This is a genomic window from Paenibacillus sp. SSG-1, assembly GCF_002224835.1.
Classification (GTDB): Bacteria; Bacillota; Bacilli; order Paenibacillales; family Paenibacillaceae; genus Paenibacillus_AQ; species Paenibacillus_AQ favisporus.
In genome coordinates, this window is record NZ_MBRK01000001.1 from 478,326 (window position 1) to 494,423 (window position 16,098).

Here is a 16,098-nt window from a genome sequence, read left to right on the forward strand (position 1 = left end):
TTGTGTTTAAAGACTTGTTCCAGAAAAAAAGAAAGTACGCGACCATTCCTTCAGAACGTGTAGGAAGAGGCAGCGAGCCGGGTGAAGAAAGACCGCGCCGGGAAATTCCCGAAGGCTTGATGAATAAATGTCCAAAATGCGGCAGCATTCAATACAGCAAAGAGCTGGAGAAAAATCTGAAGGTTTGCCCCAACTGCGGACACCACATGCGTCTGAATGCGTTGGAACGGATCCAAATGACGCTGGATGATGCAGGATTTGAAGAGTTCGACAGCGGTATGGTATCGGTCGATCCGCTCCAATTTCCGGGATATGCCAACAAGCTGGAGCAGCAGGCGCTCAAGTCGGGTCTGCGCGAAGCGGTTGTTACCGGACAAGGCACCATTGAAGGACTCCCGGTTGTCGTGGCCGTCATGAGCTTCGATTTCTTTACGGGAAGCATGGGTTCGGTCGTCGGTGAGAAAATTACCCGGGCGATCGAAATTGCGACCGAAAGGGATCTCCCGCTCATTATTTTCTCGACCTCCGGCGGAGCGCGTATGCAGGAAAGTATTCTGAGTTTGATGCAAATGGCGAAGACAAGCGCTGCTTTGTCTCGTTTTAACGAAAAAGGCGGCCTTTACATTTCGGTCATTACCGATCCGACGACAGGCGGGGTTTCGGCCAGCTTTGCCACGCTCGGCGATATTAACATCGCGGAGCCAGGGGCTGTGTTCGGCTTTGCCGGACGGATCGTTATCGAGCAGACCATCCGCCAGAAGCTCCCGGATGATTTCCAGACGGCGGAGTTCAATTTGGCGCACGGACAGCTGGATTTGGTCGTCCACCGGAAAGAGCTGCGCCAAATGCTGTACAAGCTGATCGAGATGCATACCGTGAAAGGGGGATATTAAGTGGCAGGAGAATTGCCTTTTGAAAAGCCCCTTGTGGAAATGCGGCAGAAGATCAATGAGCTGAAGCAGTTCGGAGCGGACAAGGGTATTGATTTTAGCGACGAGATTGCGAGATTGGAAGAAAGATACGCCCAATTGGAAGAAGAGGTGTATTCAAATATTACGGCCGCCCAGAAAATGCATCTGGCCCGGCATCATCAGCGTCCCACTTCGCTCGATTTGATCCAGCTGATTTTCAGTGATTTCATCGAGCTGCACGGGGACCGTCTATTTGGTGATGACCTCGCCGTCATTGGGGGGCTGGCCAAGCTGAACGGGACTCCGGTCACCGTGATCGGCCAACAGCGCGGGAAGGATACGAAGGACAACATTGCCCGTTTCTTCGGCAGTGCGCATCCGGAAGGCTTCCGCAAAGCGCTGCGGCTGATGCATCAGGCGGACAAATTTAAACGCCCGATTATCACTTTTATTGATACAAAAGGTGCTTATCCGGGTAATACAGCAGAAGAGAGGGGACAATCCGAGGCAATCGCCCGCAATTTACGGGAGATGGCCGCTCTGGGTGTTCCTGTTATTTGTGTGGTCATCGGCGAAGGTGGAAGCGGCGGTGCTCTTGCGATGGCCGTCGGCAACCGTGTGCTGATGCTGGAGCATGCGATTTATTCGGCGATTTCGCCGAACGGAGCGGCTTCGATCCTCTGGAAGGATGCGTCCAAAGCGGATCAGGCGGCCGAGGCCATGAAGATTACGGCCAAAGACCTGCTTGAATTCGAAGTGATCGAAGAGATCGTGCCGGAACCGAAAGGCGGAGCGCACCGGGACTATGAGGCGACGGCCGCTGCTATTAAGGACAGCCTGGTACGCCATCTGGGCGAACTGTCGGGACTTGACAGCGCCGCCTTGAAGGAAGACCGGTATCAGAAGTTCCGCAAGATCGGCAAGTTTGCCTATGAACAATCTTCGCATGTCGGTGTGATAGATTAGTTCGATCTGGGCAATGATGTATTATGACAAACTTTCAAACTTCCTATACAAAACTTTCGTTTTGTAGTAAATTTAATCTTTGGATAAAGATATGTAGGGTAGAGAGACTTTAAAGAATAAAACGGAGGAAACCCAAATGCGTAAAACAAAAATCGTATGTACCATCGGTCCTTCCAGTGAATCGTTGGAAAACACCAAAAAATTGATTATGGCCGGCATGAACGTTGCCCGTTTGAACTTCTCGCACGGCGATTTCGAGGAGCATGGCCGCCGGATCAAGAACATCCGCGAAGCCTGCCGCGAGCTTGGCAAAACCGTTGCCATCCTGCTTGACACCAAAGGACCGGAAATCCGCACAGGCAAGCTTGCCGTGGAGCCGATCGAGCTGGTGCAGGATGAGTACATCACGCTGACGACCGAAGAAATTCTGGGCGACAAAGACCGGATTTCGATCACGTACAAAGATCTTCCTAGTGATGTGCAGCCGGGTTCGACAATCCTGATCGACGACGGATTGATCGGCCTGACGGTTGTGGAAGTCGAGGGCACTGAAATTAAATGCCGTATTGTCAATGGCGGTACGATCAAGAGCAAAAAAGGCGTGAACGTACCGGGTGTGGCGATTTCTCTGCCGGGCATCACAGAGAAAGACGCGAACGATATCGTATTCGGGATCGAACAGGGCATCGATTTTATCGCAGCTTCCTTCGTACGCAAAGCAAGTGACGTTCAAGAAATCCGCGAGCTGCTCGCCAAGCACAACGCAGAGCACATCCAGATCATTTCCAAGATCGAGAACCAGCAAGGCGTGGACAACCTCGATGAAATTTTGGAAGCGTCCGACGGTCTGATGGTTGCCCGCGGCGACCTCGGCGTGGAAATTCCGGCCGAAGAAGTACCGCTGGTACAAAAGCGCATGATCGAAAAATGTAATGTTGCCGGCAAACCGGTCATTACGGCGACGCAAATGCTGGATTCCATGCAGCGCAACCCGCGTCCGACACGCGCCGAAGCGAGTGACGTAGCGAACGCGATCTTCGACGGCACGGATGCAATCATGCTGTCCGGGGAAACGGCTGCCGGTAAATATCCGGTGGAATCCGTTCTGACGATGTCCCGCATCGCCGAGAAGGCTGAATCCGCGCTGAACTACCGCGAAATTTTCCTGAAGCAGCGGATTGCCCAGGAAACGACAATTACCGAAGCGATCAGCCAATCGGTGGCGATTTCCGCACTGGATCTGAACGCCAAGGCGATCATTTCTTCGACGGAATCCGGCCATACGGCACGCATGGTATCCAAGTACCGTCCGGAAGCACCGATCATCGCAGTGACTACGCAGGAGCGCACGCTGCGTCGTCTGGCTCTGACTTGGGGCGTTACGCCGGTCCCAGGCAAGACTGCTACATCGACGGATGAAATGTTCGAGAACTCCTTGAAGGGCGGCCTGGAGTCCGGTCTCGTAAAACCGGGCGATCTGGTTGTTATTACGGCAGGGGTTCCGCTGGGACAATCCGGTTCGACGAACCTGGTGAAAGTTAGCCAAATTCCAAACGCATAAGAGGACTGCGGCGCAGACCGCCGCTAGCCTACCGAATAGATCCATTTCATAGAAAAGCCTGTCAGGGTTCACTCCTGGCAGGCTTTTTTTGCTGATACCGGGCAAATTTCAGAAGCAGGCATCCCTTATGTTATACTAAATTGAAGGACATTAATTACAGCAAGAAAGGGAACAGTGGAGGATGGGAAAAGATAACGGCATTCAGCTCAGCCGCTGGTATACGACGTCACTCCGGGTACGCTATCAGGAAAGCGACAAAATGGCTGTCGTCTACCATGCGAATTATTTAAACTGGTTTGAAATCGGCCGGACCGAAATGATCCGCGAATTGGGCATTACTTACCGCAGTATGGAGGATGAAGGCTTGTTTCTGCCCGTCACGGAGCTTGACATGAAGTTTGTGCAGCCGGCGCGCTATGACGACATGATTACGATTTTTACGAGAATGACGCGGTTCACCAAACTGCGGATTGACTATATCTATGAAATCCGAAGGCTATCCGAACAGGAGCAGGCGACGTTTGACGGCAGCGGGTATAAGATCGGCGAAGAACTGCCTGGAGAAGTGCTCGTCACGGGTTCGACGCAGCATGTGTGGCTGAACCGGGACTGGCAGCCCGTAAGGCTCGACAAGCACTCGCCTGCGCTGTATACGGCCCTGTCCAAGTCGATTACAGGAGGAGAAGCATGACCGCGTTCAGAAAATGGCTGCTGGCCCTGATCATTATCGTTCCGGTGGTCGAAATATTCGGCTTCGAATGGGTGGCTACCCGGGTAGGAGCGGCCAATACGCTGCTGCTGACCATCGTCACCTCCGGAATTGGCATGCTGATGATGCGCTTTGAGGGGCGCAAGGTGCTGGAGGATTCGCGGGCCAAAATGAATTCAGGCCAGGTTCCCGGCCGGAGCATGGTGGATGGCTTATGCGTGTTTATCGGAGGGATGCTGCTTGTCCTTCCTGGCTTTGTAACGGACCTGATCGGGTTTACGATGGTATTTCCGCTGACTCGGCCCTTGTACCGCTATGTCATTTTGAAGTGGATCGAGCGGAAGATGAAAGACGGAAACATTAAGATTTACCGCCGTTAGCGGCAGGAAGAGCATACCTGATAAAAAATTGTTTATTTGGCTGATAAAACAATTTGATGTTTTCTGTCACCTTGTAATTGTTCACATAGACGTCAAAATACTTTATGATAATATATGGTTCCATTACTTGGCGATTGGTGTCAGGTAGAGTAGCGGACAACGGTTTTGCGGGATCCGAACAGGAGAGTACAGCCCGCCCGGTTCCGCGTTAACGGCATTATGGCACGGCCTGTCTGCTGTGGATTGCGTCGATGGACGTTTTTCTTTTCAGTAAAATGTAACTGTTTTCACGGTTCATGCATGTTGTTAAAATTCCGTTATACGAAGGAGAGATGTACGATGACAGCTACCAAAGGTCTGGAAGGAATTGTTGCCGCAGCTTCTTCCATCAGCTCGATTGTCGACGGTGTGCTCACATACCGCGGTTATAACATTGATGACCTAGCAGCGAACGCGAGCTTCGAAGAAGTGGCTTTCCTGCTCTGGTTCGGAAAACTGCCGAATCAGGACGAATTGAGTCGTCTTCAGCAGGACCTCAGCGACTATGCCGCAATTCCGGATGCTTTGATCGAACAAATGAAATTGTACCCTAAAGATATGAGCACGATGGCAGCTCTCCGTTCCGCCGTATCGGCCTTGGCGCTGTACGATGCGGAAGCCGACGATATGAGCCGTGAAGCCAATGAGCGCAAGGCGATCCGTCTTCAGGCGCAGCTCCCTACGATTATTGCGGCCATGGCCCGCCTCCGCAAAGGCCAGGAGCCTGTCGCACCGAAAGCAGGCTTGTCGGTTGCCGAAAACTTCCTGTATATGCTCAGAGGTGAAACGCCTGAAGAGACTTCGGTGAAGGCTCTCGACCAGGCGCTCGTGCTGCATGCCGACCATGAGCTGAACGCTTCGACGTTTGCTGCGCGCGTAACCGTGGCGACGCTTTCGGACATCTACTCCGGCGTTACATCAGCGATCGGCGCATTGAAAGGCCCACTGCACGGCGGTGCCAACGAAGCGGTCATGAAGATGCTGAACGAAATCGGAAGCATCGACAAAGTCGAGCCTTACATTCAAGAGAAGCTCGACAATAAAGACAAAATTATGGGCTTCGGCCATCGCGTTTACAAAAACGGGGATCCCCGCGCCAAGCATCTGCAGAAGATGTCCCGCGAGCTGGGTGAAATGAAAGGGGATACAAGCCTGTACGAAATGTCCGTCAAAGTGGAGGACATCGTGACTGGCCAGAAGGGACTGAAGCCGAATGTGGACTTCTACTCCGCTTCCGTATATACTCAGCTTGGCATCGAGCAGGAGCTCTTCACGCCGATCTTTGCGATCAGCCGCGTGTCGGGATGGACGGCGCACATTCTGGAACAATATGAGAACAACCGCATCATCCGTCCGCGTGCCGAATATGTCGGCCAAACGGATCAAAAATATGTTCCGATTGAGCAGCGTTCTTAAGGTATAATAGAAAAAGGGGGAACACCGTGAACGATCAACCCGGGCACGGGCGGTTCCCTCTGGCTTTGTGCTTGTCCCGGCAGAAATCTGATGCCCGACGAAAACTATAAGGAGGAATTTATTCATGAAACTCGAGAAATTTGCACTCCCTACCGAAGGTGAAAAGATTGAAATAACGAACGGCAAGCTGCAGGTTCCGAACAATCCAGTTATTCCGTTCATCGAAGGCGACGGCACCGGCCGCGACATTTGGAGAGCTTCCAAGCGCGTTCTGGATGCGGCTGTTGAGAAAGCTTACAACGGCGAGAAAAAAATCGCCTGGTATGAAGTATTTGCCGGTGAAAAAGCCTACAATACATACGGGGAGTGGCTGCCGAACGATACGCTCGAAGCTATCCGCGAGTACATTGTAGCAATCAAGGGACCTTTGACTACGCCGATCGGCGGCGGTATCCGCTCCCTGAACGTAGCCCTGCGCCAAGAGCTCGACCTGTATGTCTGCCTGCGTCCTGTGCGCTACTTCAACGGCGTGCCATCTCCGGTTAAGCATCCTGAGCTGGTCGACATGGTCATCTTCCGCGAGAATACGGAAGACATCTATGCAGGTATCGAGTACAAGGAAGGCTCGGAGGAAGTGAAGAAGGTCATCAAATTCCTCCAGGAAGAAATGGGCGTTAACAAAATCCGTTTCCCTGAGACTTCCGGTATCGGTATCAAGCCGGTATCTTCCGAAGGCTCCAAGCGCCTCGTTCGCGCTGCAGTAGAATACGCCATCAAGCACGGCCGTAAGAGCGTGACGCTCGTTCACAAAGGCAACATCATGAAATTCACCGAAGGCGCCTTCAAAAACTGGGGTTACGAAGTGGCTGAACAGGAGTTTGGCGATAAAGTGTTCACTTGGGCACAATATGACATCATCAAGGAAAAAGACGGCGTAGACGCTGCGAATGCCGCTCAAAAAGCCGCTGAAGCCGAAGGCAAAATCATCATCAAGGATGCGATTGCCGACATCGCTCTCCAGCAGGTGCTGACTCGTCCGACGGACTTCGACGTGATTGCAACCCTGAACCTGAACGGTGACTATCTGTCCGACGCCCTTGCTGCCCAAATCGGCGGTATCGGTATCGCTCCAGGAGCGAACATCAACTACGTAACAGGACACGCGATCTTTGAAGCAACGCACGGAACAGCTCCGAAATACGCAGACAAAGACGTCGTGAACCCGGGTTCGGTTATCCTGTCCGGCGTTATGCTGCTTGAGCACTTGGGATGGCAGGAAGCGGCTGATCTGATCTACAAAGGCATGGAAACGTCGATTAACAATAAGACGGTAACTTACGATTTCGCCCGTCTGATGGAAGGCGCGACGGAAGTCAAATGCTCCGAGTTTGCTGACGAAGTTATCAAAAACATGTAGGGGAGAGATCCGATCATGGCCTTGACTCGTAAAAAGATTACCGTTGTGGGTGCCGGTTTTACCGGTGCCACGACGGCGCTGATGCTCGCGCAAAAGGAACTTGGCAACGTGGTGCTGCTGGATATTCCTCAACTGGAGAACCCAACCAAGGGCAAGGCGCTGGACATGCTGGAAGCGAGTCCTGTTCAAGGCTTTGACAGTCAGATCATCGGTACCTCGAATTACGATGATGCGGCTGGCTCCGACATCGTGATCATTACGGCCGGCGTTGCCCGCAAACCGGGCATGAGCCGTGACGACCTCGTGAACACCAATGCAGGCATCGTTAAATCGGTCTGCGACAACGTAAAACGAGTTGCGCCGGAATCCATCGTGATCATCCTGAGCAATCCGGTGGACGCCATGACGCATGTCGCTTACAAGACGCTCGGTTTCCCTAAAAACCGTGTGATCGGCCAATCCGGCGTCCTTGACACGGCCCGCTACTGCACGTTCATCGCGCAGGAGCTGAACGTCTCCGTCGAGGATGTGCGCGGCTTTGTGCTTGGCGGCCATGGCGACGACATGGTGCCTCTCGTGCGGTATTCCAGTGTCGGCGGTATTCCGATCGACACGCTGATATCGCCGGAGCGCATTCAAGAGATTGTGCAGCGCACCCGCGTCGGCGGCGGCGAAATCGTCAACCTGCTCGGCAACGGCAGTGCATATTACGCCCCGGCGGCCTCATTGGTGCAAATGGCGGAAGCCATCATCAAGGACAAGAAACGGATTATACCGGTCATCGCGCGCCTTGACGGCGAATACGGCTACCATGACATTTTCCTAGGCGTACCGACGATTCTAGGCGGCAGCGGCATCGAGAAAGTTTTCGAGCTGGAGCTGACGGCCGAAGAAAAAGCGGCGCTGGATCAATCGGCCGATTCGGTCCGTAATGTCATCGCTGTAGTGAATGTATAAGCGGGACCATTCGTGTCCAAACTTTGAACAAGAAAACCTCTAATGTGTGACAACCATGGAGGTTTTCTTTTCTTTTCAAAGGTTTATAAGTATAATGAATGTTATGGAAACACAAGCACGCGGGGAGGAAATGGAATGACCACTGTGATGTTTTTCGTACATATTTTGGGAGCGTTGGCTCTCGGATTCTATCTGGTTCTGCCATTCGTTGTAGGTAAAGTGGCCGGTTTGTCACTCCCTGCTCAGGAAGGCAGCGCGGCAGCCATCCGCAGCCTCAATACGTTTGCTCAAGTAGGCCTTGTTATCCAGCTGCTGACAGGCGGCTATCTGATGAGCCAAGGCGACTATTCCGTGCCGTGGATGATCATTATTGTCATCCTGCTGCTGGCGCTCGGCGCAATCAGCGGAATCATGGGCAAGCCGCTCCGTCTGGCGATCAAGGGCATTCAGGAAAAAAGGGATATTTCCGTAGAAATGGGAAAAATCCGTACGCTCAGCGCCCTGCTGGCGATCTGCCTGTTGATCATGACCTTCTTCATGGTCTACAACCACATTATTTAAGTAATAGGTTCTAACGTTTGAAGATGACTCCGCATTGCGGGGTCATCTTTTTTTTTTGACAAAAATGATCCATGGACTGCTTTTTCTTGAATGGAGAGCGGTCTTCTACTGTTTAACTCCGGGAGCGATGTGGTAAGTATCAACGGTAGAGAATAATCCATCCGTCATATGCCATCCTAATACGGAATGTGATGGTATGTGCACCGATGAAACCCATCCGTGAAAGGAGAATGAATGATGTCAGGAAATTCGCAATCGCAATCTAAACAGACTTTGCCTCCTCAGCATCAGAATCATCAGCCGGGGACGGAATCGGAAATGAACCCTCTACCGAAATACGAGCCCAAGGATTACAAAGCCGCGGGCAAGCTGCAGGGCAAAAAGGCGATCATCACCGGCGGCGACAGCGGGATCGGCCGTGCGGTGGCCGTAGCTTTCGCTAAAGAAGGTGCCGATATCGCGATCGTATACCTGAATGAGCACGGGGACGCCGAAGAAACGAAGCGCCAGATCGAGCAGGAAGGACGCAAATGCCTGCTGATCCCTGGCGATATCGGAGACGAGTCTTTCTGCAAAAACGCCGTCAACCAGTCGGTACAGGAGCTGGGCGGACTGGATATTCTGATCAACAACGCGGCGGAGCAGCATCCGCAGCAGAAAATTGAGGACATTACGAAGGAGCAGCTCGAAAAGACGTTCCGTACGAACATTTTCGGCATGTTCTTTATGACCAAGATGGCGATGCCGTATCTGAAGAATGGCAGCGCGATCGTCAACACGGCCTCTATTACGGCCTATAAAGGCAACCCGACGCTGATCGATTACTCCTCGACGAAGGGCGCAATCGTCAGCTTCACGCGCGCACTGTCCATGAACGTGGTGGAGAAGGGCATCCGCGTGAACGCGGTCGCTCCGGGGCCGATCTGGACCCCGCTCATTCCTTCCACGTTCGACGCCCAGCAGGTGAGCCAGTTCGGCGCGTCGCAGCCGATGAAGCGTCCGGGTCAGCCGGAAGAGCTGGCGCCGGCCTATGTCTATCTGGCGTCGGATGACTCGTCTTATGTCAGCGGACAGGTGATCCACGTGAACGGCGGCGAAGTCGTAAACGGCTAAGCCGAACGGAACGTTAAAAAAGGGCAGCGATGCCTTGTAACGTCTGGCATCCGCAGCCCATATTTGGATCGGTTGTTATCCAAAGGGATTGAATTCTAGCATTCCTTGAACAAAAGGTTGTACCCGGAAAAAGAAACTCCGGGTACAACCTTTTTTGGTGGTGGCGTCAGAGGGCCGCTTCATTCCGGACTGCTACCGTGATTTCCATCGTCGGCAGTGTCGGCTGGATTACTGCCGCCTTCATCGTCGGCGGACAGCTCATCCAGCGACATTTCGAAGCTCGGTGCCATATTTTCCAGGAAATAATCCGCCTCGGCGAGCTTCATCTGGCGGATTTTCGCCAGTGTCTGCTCCTTGGCGGCGGCGAATTCCCGGTTGCCTGCGGCAACCTCGCGCGTGCACTTCAAGTAAGCGTCCAGCCGGTCGGCGGCTTTGACATAGCGCAGCAGCTCGGACTCCTGTTCATTCACCGTATCCGGATGAAGGAGGGGGCCGTAGACCGCCTGCAGCTCCGGAGGCACCATACCAGCAAGGCGCTCCGCGGCGATCTGCTCCATCTCGCGGAAGCTTCCGAGGAGCCGCGGATTGTTATGCTTCACCGGCGTGGCGATGTCGCCGGTGAACACCTCCGCCGCGTCGTGGAACAAGGCGAGAGATGCGGCACGGTCCGCGTTGAGCTGGCGCCCGAAGAAGACGTTGCCGATATGGCAGAGCATATGTGCGAGCAGAGCGACATGATAGGAGTGCTCCGCCACATTTTCCGGCGAGGTGCTGCGCATCAGGCTCCAGCGCTGGATATACTGCAGACGGTACATATAAGCGGAAAAATGATAGTTCAACGTTCGGTTCTCCTTTCGAAGCAGGATAGATTGAACCTAAAGTTAAGTATTGAATTTCCTATTAACGGTCCAGCAGAGGCCTCAAATTACATTTCTTTAGTTCAATCTATCTGGATAATCCTATTATATCCGGGAAGAGGCGCCCCGGAACAGGGCTGTCCATTTTCCACTGGTCAAAGGGCGGGATTCACGTTAGGATTAGGAATAGAAAAAGAGGAAACTTGAGGATAAAGGAAGGGACCCATGAAACCTTTTCGGATCAGATTGACGCTGATTCTTATGGTGATGATCGGCGTATCCATGCTCGGGGCAGGCATCACGATGGCCCAGGTGTTCAAGAAATCGCATATTACGGGACTTGAAGAGAATATGGTCCGCGAAATAAAGCTGCTCAGCACCACATTTGATTTTATACCGATGCAGGGGGCGGATGCAGTCAGCTATTATACCGGCGAAGCCGGGAAGCTCGGCAAGCTGACGGAAGCGCGGGTGACCTTTATTAAAAGGGACGGCACCGTGGTCGGCGATTCGGAGAGCAATCCGCTGGAAATGGACAACCACAGCAAGCGGGAGGAGATTGTGACGGCTTCGAAAGAAGGGGTGGGGCACGCCATCCGTTACAGCGATACGCTCCGTCAGAATATGCTGTATGTGGCGGTGCCGGTGACTTCCGGTGCGAATTTCGACGGCTTCATCCGGCTGTCGGTCAGCCTGAAATCTGTCGATGAGGGCGTCCGGAACGGCTGGATGGTCATGGCCGTCGGCCTTGTGATCCTGTTTGCCGTGGCAGCCTTGATCAGCTACCGTATCGCATCCGGGATGACGTCGCCGCTGGAGAAGATCACCCGGGTGGCCAGACGCATTTCGCAGCAGGATTACGATGCCCGCGTGGACCTGCGCAGAAAGGACGAAATCGGCCTTCTGGGCAAGGCGATCAACGGGATGGCCGACAGTCTGCAGACACAACTGAAAACGATCCAGGACAATGAGGGTTTGCTGCAGAGCGTGCTCGACAATATGACTGGCGGCATTCTGCTTGTGGATGCCGAAGGGAAGATCGCGCTGGTGAATCCGGCCGCCGAGAACATGCTGAGCGTGAGTGCCCAACACATTACCGGCCGCTCTTATGATGAACTGAAGCAGTACTACGAACTGACGAAGCTGATCAAGGAAGGGATCTCCGAGCGCATCGAAATCCACGAAGAGCGGAAGGTCTACATTCCGCAGGAAACGATCCTCCGCATGGACGGGGTTCCGATGTTCCGGGAACAAAGTGGCAAAGAGTTCAGCGGCATGCTGTTTCTGCTGCAGGACGTTACCGCGATCCGCAGGCTGGAGAATATGCGCAGCGAGTTTGTGGCCAATGTGTCCCATGAGCTCAAGACGCCGGTGGCGGCGGTCAAGGGCTTTGCCGAAACCCTGCTGAACGGCGGCGTCCATGACGAGAAAACGGCCAAGTCGTTTCTGCAGATCATTTTCGATGAGAGCGAGCGGCTGAACCGTCTGATCAGCGATATATTGGATTTGTCCAAAATCGAATCCAAGCAGTCGCCGATGGATTACGCTCCCGTCGACGTGTCCACGTTCTTTGGGACGATGATGGAGACGCTCGGCACGGTCGCCAGGAAAAAAAGGATCACGCTGCAGACGGACATTCCGGATGAATTGTTTATCGAAGCGGATGAGGACAAGCTGCGGCAGATTTTTATCAATCTGCTCTCGAACGCGATCAGCTATACCCAGGATGGCGGCAGAGTTGAGCTGTCCGTGCGCGATCAGCAGGACGCCGACGGGAACGAACAAGTCGTATTCGCCGTTTCCGATACCGGCATCGGCATTCCGAAGAAGGACCTGCCGCGGATCTTCGAACGCTTTTACCGGGTGGATAAGGCAAGATCGAGAAGCTCGGGAGGAACCGGGCTGGGGCTTTCGATCGTGAAGCATCTCGTTGAACTCCATCACGGAGCGATTTCCGTGGAAAGCGAGCTCGGCATCGGCACCACGTTTACCGTTAAGCTTCCGATGCTTCAGGAGCAGGACGGTGTGTAAACGGGGGAAATGGAATATTCCCCCTTTTCGTTAGAGACAATAGGCTTATCTTTTTGAAAAAGGTAAACATCATGTATTCTTTTACACAGCGTTAACAATCAGATGATAAGATGTTGCTTGTCAGCATTCATTCATTTGATACAAGAAACAGGGGGACCGGTGAATATGACTCAACGATTGTTGGTAATCGAGGATGAGCCGACGCTCGCCAGATTGCTTTCGTACAACTTGACGCAGGAAGGCTACGATGTCACGATTGAAGACCACGGCACGTCCGGGTACGAGCGGGCCGCCCATGAACCTTACGACCTCATTATTTTGGATTTGATGCTGCCGGGAATGAATGGATTTGACATTTTGAGCAAACTCCGCAGCAAGGGAATGGAGACGCCGGTGATTATTTTGACGGCCAAAAACGCGGAGGAAGAGGTCGTGCAGGGCCTTAAGCTGGGTGCCGACGACTACATTACGAAACCGTTCGGGGTTTCGGAGCTGCTGGCGCGCGTAAGTACCGTGCTCCGCAGAGTTTCCGGTCCCGGAGAGGAAACGGCGGCCGTTCCGGAATCGCCTACCTCGGCCATCACGCTCGGACAACTGGAGATTTATCCGGAGAAATACGAGGTGATGCTGGGCAGTACCAGCATTAATCTGCGGCCGAAGGAATTTGAAGTGCTGCTGTACCTCGCCCGCAAACCCGGCGTTGTCCTGACGCGGGATGATTTGATGAACGCGGTGTGGGGCTTTGATTACATCGGGGGTCAGCGGACGGTGGATGTGCATGTCAGTTCCCTGCGCAAGAAGCTGGAACTCGACCCCGAATCCGTTCATATCGATTCCATCCGCGGCGTTGGCTATAAGCTGGTCGTCAATAAAAAAAGAAGCTCTCATCCTGTGGAATAAAAGGAGAGAGCTTCTTTTTTTGCATGCATTAGACCTAAGGAACTAGTTCTTTGATCATAGGTTTACATACAATTTACATTGTCCGCATATTCTCTTAACGCTCGGGAGGTATGATGCGGCTAAAGACTAGAGAGCCGAAGAGGGGGAGGGCCATATTGTCCACACTGTACGCCGATCTGGAACAAAGCATTCGTGCAAATGGAAACCGAGCTCAAGAAGGTAACGCCTCCGCGCAAGGCTATACTGAAGCAAGTACGCAAGGGGGAGGGGATTCCGGGGCCCGCCCCACGCCGGCGGAATACTGCCGGGTGGTTCCGCTGATGGAAGCTCAGACGAGCTGCCGAGAAGTTCTGGAGCTGATCAAGGAGCAGCCGGATCTTCCCTGCGTGGTCATCGGAGGAAAAGAGGGCGAGCCGTATGGGCTGGTGATGCGGGACACCTTTTACCGGAAGCTGACCGGCCGGTTCGGTGCCGATCTGTATTTTGCCCGTCCGGTGGAGAGATTTGCAGATATGCAGCCCCTGATTGCCGACATTGGAGCCGATCCCGGACTGCTGATTCAGCAGGCGCTGGACCGTCCCGAATCCCAATTTTATGACTGCGTCATTTTGACGGATCACGGGCAGCTGGCAGGCGTATTGACGGTCCTGGATTTGATGATCATGTCGGGCCTGCTTCAGACGGGGGCTGAGCAGCGGCGCAGGCAGACGGTAGCGGAGAGCTTCAGGCATGTCACCGGGATGGAGGAATCGCTGCAGCAGGTAGCGGAGGCGGCAAACGCCACGCTGATAGAATGCCGCCGGATGAAAGAATGGTCGCTGAACGGACGCAGCAAGCTGGATGAGGTCAGCCAGTCCTATTCTAATGTGGTGGAACGGATGAACGAGAATCAGCAGCAGGTGGTCCGGCTGATCCAGGATGTTGATACGATCTCGGCATTAACCCGGACCATTTCGGAGCTGGCGGATAAAAGCAATCTGCTGGCCATGAACGCATCGATCGAGGCGGCGCATGCCGGTGAGCACGGACGCGGCTTTCAGGTCGTCGCTGCTGAAGTCAGATCGCTCGCAGGACAGACGCGGCAGCTGGCGGCGGATATTTCCGGACTGCTCGGAAGCATCAGCCGGCTGGCGAAGGAAACGGGGGCTTTAACCACGGCCGGAGTGGGCGAGATCACGGCAAGCGCGGAGCTGTTAGGCGAAGGAAGCCGAATGTTCGGGGAGCTGGAAAAGGCGGTCGAGCACGTGGCGGGGACCGGTGAAACCGTCAACCGGTTAGCGGGAGATACGGCCATGCGGGCCGCCGTCATCAGGCAGGAACTGGAAAAGGGAAGTTCTTTTGCTTAATATTGGATCTACTAGTTTACACATTTTACACTGCGTTTACAATTGTGGGACACAGCATTTACATAACGGCATTACTATAAATAGGTGCCATATAGATGAACTGAACTTCATAGACCCTTTTTGAAAAAAGGAGAAGCGATTGTAAATGGAAGATATTATCGATATTGAGCAGTTGAACTTGTACTACGAGCAGTTTCACGCGCTTAAAAATATAGACCTGGACATTCCCGAGAAAACGATTACTGCCTTTATCGGCCCTTCCGGATGCGGCAAGTCGACCCTGCTGCGGACGCTGAACCGGATGAATGACATGATCACAGGCACGCATATCGAAGGCTCCGTCAAGATCGGCGGCAAAGATATTTACGGCAATGACGTGCACGTGGAAGCTCTTCGCAAGCAGGTGGGCATGGTGTTCCAACAGCCGAATCCGTTCCCCAAATCGATCTACGACAATATTGCCTACGGCCCCCGTCTGCACGGCACGCGCGATAAGAAGGTGCTCGACGAAATTGTGGAGCAGAGCCTGCGCCAGGCCGCGCTGTGGGAAGAAGTTAAGGATTACTTGAAGCGTTCGGCCCTCAGCCTCTCGGGCGGACAGCAGCAGCGCTTGTGCATTGCCAGAGCATTGGCGGTTCAGCCGGACATTCTTCTGATGGATGAGGCGACCTCTGCGCTCGATCCGATTTCGACACTAAAGATTGAGGAATTGGTGCAGGAGCTCAAGGAGACCTATACCATCGTTATGGTGACTCACAATATGCATCAAGCTGCCCGGATTTCCGGCCGCACGGTATTTTTCCTGAACGGGGAAGTCGTCGAAGCCGATGATACCAAAGAGTTGTTTACCAACCCGCGGGACTCCCGTACCGAAGATTATATTTCCGGGCGTTTCGGGTAACCGGCAGCAAGATGAGCATTAAATATATCCTAG

Annotated in this window: 15 protein-coding genes; 14 read left to right on the top strand and 1 reads right to left on the bottom strand. The window is 53.5% G+C overall.

Annotated features, from left to right (window positions below; all coding sequences use genetic code 11):
* Nucleotides 1–2: 2 nt before the first annotated feature.
* The 10 genes from accD to BCV73_RS02425 all read left to right on the top strand — a co-directional run bounded on the left by accD (nt 3) and on the right by BCV73_RS02425 (nt 10,030).
* Nucleotides 3–893, top strand: coding sequence for an acetyl-CoA carboxylase, carboxyltransferase subunit beta (accD, locus tag BCV73_RS02380; protein WP_076170470.1), 891 nt, complete (start codon nt 3–5; stop codon nt 891–893).
* Entirely contained in the window at nt 894–1,877 is a 984-nt protein-coding gene (locus BCV73_RS02385) for an acetyl-CoA carboxylase carboxyltransferase subunit alpha (RefSeq protein ID WP_076170469.1), read from the top strand.
* Nucleotides 1,878–2,013: 136 nt separating this feature from the next.
* Nucleotides 2,014–3,438 carry a pyruvate kinase gene (gene pyk / locus BCV73_RS02390; RefSeq protein WP_076170468.1) on the top strand — a complete coding sequence of 475 codons (1,425 nt, stop codon included), beginning with the start codon at nt 2,014–2,016 and terminating at the stop codon, nt 3,436–3,438.
* 181 nt (nt 3,439–3,619) lie between these two features.
* Complete coding sequence (locus BCV73_RS02395) at nt 3,620–4,129, top strand: acyl-CoA thioesterase (protein WP_089545819.1); 510 nt, start codon at nt 3,620–3,622, stop codon at nt 4,127–4,129.
* Complete coding sequence (locus BCV73_RS02400; RefSeq protein ID WP_076170466.1) at nt 4,126–4,527, top strand: FxsA family protein; 402 nt, start codon at nt 4,126–4,128, stop codon at nt 4,525–4,527. Before BCV73_RS02395 ends, BCV73_RS02400 begins: the two co-directional genes overlap by 4 nt.
* A gap of 339 nt (nt 4,528–4,866) precedes the next feature.
* Nucleotides 4,867–5,982: a citrate synthase gene (gene citZ / locus BCV73_RS02405; protein ID WP_089545820.1), complete on the top strand. Its 1,116-nt coding sequence runs from the start codon at nt 4,867–4,869 to the stop codon at nt 5,980–5,982.
* A gap of 124 nt (nt 5,983–6,106) precedes the next feature.
* A complete protein-coding gene (icd, locus tag BCV73_RS02410) occupies nt 6,107–7,399 on the top strand; it encodes an NADP-dependent isocitrate dehydrogenase (RefSeq protein WP_076170464.1) in 1,293 nt (430 codons plus the stop codon).
* 15 nt (nt 7,400–7,414) lie between these two features.
* A complete protein-coding gene (mdh, locus tag BCV73_RS02415; RefSeq protein ID WP_076170463.1) occupies nt 7,415–8,356 on the top strand; it encodes a malate dehydrogenase in 942 nt (313 codons plus the stop codon).
* A gap of 135 nt (nt 8,357–8,491) precedes the next feature.
* A complete protein-coding gene (locus tag BCV73_RS02420) occupies nt 8,492–8,917 on the top strand; it encodes a hypothetical protein (protein WP_076170462.1) in 426 nt (141 codons plus the stop codon).
* 237 nt (nt 8,918–9,154) lie between these two features.
* Nucleotides 9,155–10,030 (top strand): SDR family oxidoreductase, encoded by an 876-nt coding sequence (locus tag BCV73_RS02425; protein WP_076170461.1) that lies wholly within the window; start codon nt 9,155–9,157, stop codon nt 10,028–10,030.
* A gap of 179 nt (nt 10,031–10,209) precedes the next feature.
* Here BCV73_RS02425 and yfbR read toward each other — a convergent pair whose 3' ends face one another.
* Nucleotides 10,210–10,869: a 5'-deoxynucleotidase gene (yfbR, locus tag BCV73_RS02430; protein ID WP_089545821.1), complete on the bottom strand. Its 660-nt coding sequence runs from the start codon at nt 10,867–10,869 to the stop codon at nt 10,210–10,212.
* A gap of 243 nt (nt 10,870–11,112) precedes the next feature.
* Here yfbR and pnpS point away from each other — a divergent pair, with 243 nt between their 5' ends.
* The 4 genes from pnpS to pstB all read left to right on the top strand — a co-directional run bounded on the left by pnpS (nt 11,113) and on the right by pstB (nt 16,065).
* The gene (pnpS, locus tag BCV73_RS02435; RefSeq protein ID WP_089545822.1) at nt 11,113–12,918 is read left to right on the top strand and encodes a two-component system histidine kinase PnpS; all 1,806 of its coding nucleotides are present in this window, start codon (nt 11,113–11,115) and stop codon (nt 12,916–12,918) included.
* Nucleotides 12,919–13,083: 165 nt separating this feature from the next.
* The gene (locus BCV73_RS02440) at nt 13,084–13,818 is read left to right on the top strand and encodes a response regulator transcription factor (RefSeq protein WP_089545823.1); all 735 of its coding nucleotides are present in this window, start codon (nt 13,084–13,086) and stop codon (nt 13,816–13,818) included.
* A gap of 155 nt (nt 13,819–13,973) precedes the next feature.
* Nucleotides 13,974–15,164 (top strand): methyl-accepting chemotaxis protein, encoded by a 1,191-nt coding sequence (locus BCV73_RS02445; protein ID WP_179231863.1) that lies wholly within the window; start codon nt 13,974–13,976, stop codon nt 15,162–15,164.
* A 145-nt stretch (nt 15,165–15,309) separates the two neighbouring features.
* A complete protein-coding gene (gene pstB, locus BCV73_RS02450) occupies nt 15,310–16,065 on the top strand; it encodes a phosphate ABC transporter ATP-binding protein PstB (RefSeq protein ID WP_076170457.1) in 756 nt (251 codons plus the stop codon).
* The last annotated feature ends 33 nt before the right edge of the window (nt 16,066–16,098 follow it).

What these genes read in the sequence shown, in the direction of transcription:
- pyk (WP_076170468.1), top strand. Translation starts at nt 2,014, where the DNA reads ATGCGTAAAACAAAAATCGTATGTACCATCGGTCCTTCCAGTGAATCG.
- BCV73_RS02395 (WP_089545819.1), top strand. Translation starts at nt 3,620, where the DNA reads ATGGGAAAAGATAACGGCATTCAGCTCAGCCGCTGGTATACGACGTCA.
- BCV73_RS02400 (WP_076170466.1), top strand. Translation starts at nt 4,126, where the DNA reads ATGACCGCGTTCAGAAAATGGCTGCTGGCCCTGATCATTATCGTTCCG.
- citZ (WP_089545820.1), top strand. Translation starts at nt 4,867, where the DNA reads ATGACAGCTACCAAAGGTCTGGAAGGAATTGTTGCCGCAGCTTCTTCC.
- icd (WP_076170464.1), top strand. Translation starts at nt 6,107, where the DNA reads ATGAAACTCGAGAAATTTGCACTCCCTACCGAAGGTGAAAAGATTGAA.
- mdh (WP_076170463.1), top strand. Translation starts at nt 7,415, where the DNA reads ATGGCCTTGACTCGTAAAAAGATTACCGTTGTGGGTGCCGGTTTTACC.
- BCV73_RS02420 (WP_076170462.1), top strand. Translation starts at nt 8,492, where the DNA reads ATGACCACTGTGATGTTTTTCGTACATATTTTGGGAGCGTTGGCTCTC.
- BCV73_RS02425 (WP_076170461.1), top strand. Translation starts at nt 9,155, where the DNA reads ATGTCAGGAAATTCGCAATCGCAATCTAAACAGACTTTGCCTCCTCAG.
- pnpS (WP_089545822.1), top strand. Translation starts at nt 11,113, where the DNA reads ATGAAACCTTTTCGGATCAGATTGACGCTGATTCTTATGGTGATGATC.
- BCV73_RS02440 (WP_089545823.1), top strand. Translation starts at nt 13,084, where the DNA reads ATGACTCAACGATTGTTGGTAATCGAGGATGAGCCGACGCTCGCCAGA.
- pstB (WP_076170457.1), top strand. Translation starts at nt 15,310, where the DNA reads ATGGAAGATATTATCGATATTGAGCAGTTGAACTTGTACTACGAGCAG.